This is a genomic window from bacterium, from assembly GCA_030654305.1.
In the GTDB taxonomy this organism is placed as follows: domain Bacteria; phylum Krumholzibacteriota; class Krumholzibacteriia; order LZORAL124-64-63; family LZORAL124-64-63; genus PNOJ01.
In genome coordinates, this window is sequence record JAURXS010000314.1 from 1 (window position 1) to 1006 (window position 1006).

General features: G+C 69.8%; 2 protein-coding genes. Both read right to left on the reverse strand.

The window, feature by feature from the left end:
- On the reverse strand, positions 1-735 hold a 735-nt coding region (locus Q7W29_09055; protein ID MDO9171965.1), incomplete at its 3' end, for a UxaA family hydrolase.
- Between the two features lie 117 nt (positions 736-852).
- Positions 853-1006 (reverse strand): tripartite tricarboxylate transporter substrate-binding protein (locus Q7W29_09060; protein ID MDO9171966.1); only part of this gene is annotated, 154 nt, incomplete at its 5' end.

Below are 1006 nucleotides of genomic sequence, written 5' to 3' on the forward strand. Positions count from 1 at the left end.
CACATCGAGCGGCGCCTCCGCCGTCATGCCCACATCGGCCACGCTGCGCTCGTCCACGATCTGGATCGTGCCAGGTGGCAGCAGGCGCTCGGGCTGCAGCTTCTCGCAGCCCAGGCTGAGCACCATGACCTCGCCACCGAAGTTGGGGTTGCTCGAGATGTTGCGCAGCGTGCGGATGGGGATGACCGCGTCGGGCGCGTCGATCGCCACGCCGCAGCCGTAGGTGTGCTCCAGACCGACCACGCCGTCCACGTTCGGGTACAGCGGCAGCAACTCGGTTCGGATGCGTTCGACCGCGAAGTCGAGCACGCCGGCCACGCACTGCACGGTGGTGGTGATGGCCAGCAGGTTGCGGGTGCCCACGCTGCCGTCGGTGTTGCGGTAGCCCTGGAAGCTGTGGCCTTCCAGCGGGGGCAGCTCGGCCGGCGGATTGGACGCCGGCAGGCCTTCGAGCGAACGCGCCGCTGGCATCACCAGCCGCTGCTCGTTGACCCAGCCGCCTGCCGGAATGTCTACCGCCGTGTGGCCGATGACCACGTTGTAGCGCCGCACGGCGCTGCCCGCGGGCAGGTCCACCAGCGCCACCTTGTGACCCTGGGGAACAGCCTCCACCAGCTCCGGCCCGCCGGCCAGCGCGGCGCCGGGTTTGAGGCCGCCGTCGTTGACCACGATGGCCACGTTGTCGGCCGGGTGCATGCGGATACCGCGCGGTGCGGACGGAGCAGATGTGTTCATGACAACGTTGCGAAAGAGGGGGAGCCAACGCCCAGGGCGCCGCGGAACCGGCTTTGCCGGGCCGCCAGCGCCGCCCCCTTGAGGGGGTCGCGCGCAGCGCGGCGGGGGTGGGCCAAGTCAATCCGCTTTGATGTTCCGGCTCGTGATCAGTTTCTGCCAGCGCGCGTATTCCGACGCCTGGAAGGCCGCGAACTGCTCGGGCGTGTTGAGCACCACCTCGAAGCCCAGCTCCAGCAGCTTCGGCGTCACGGCGGGGTCGTTGATGCTCGCG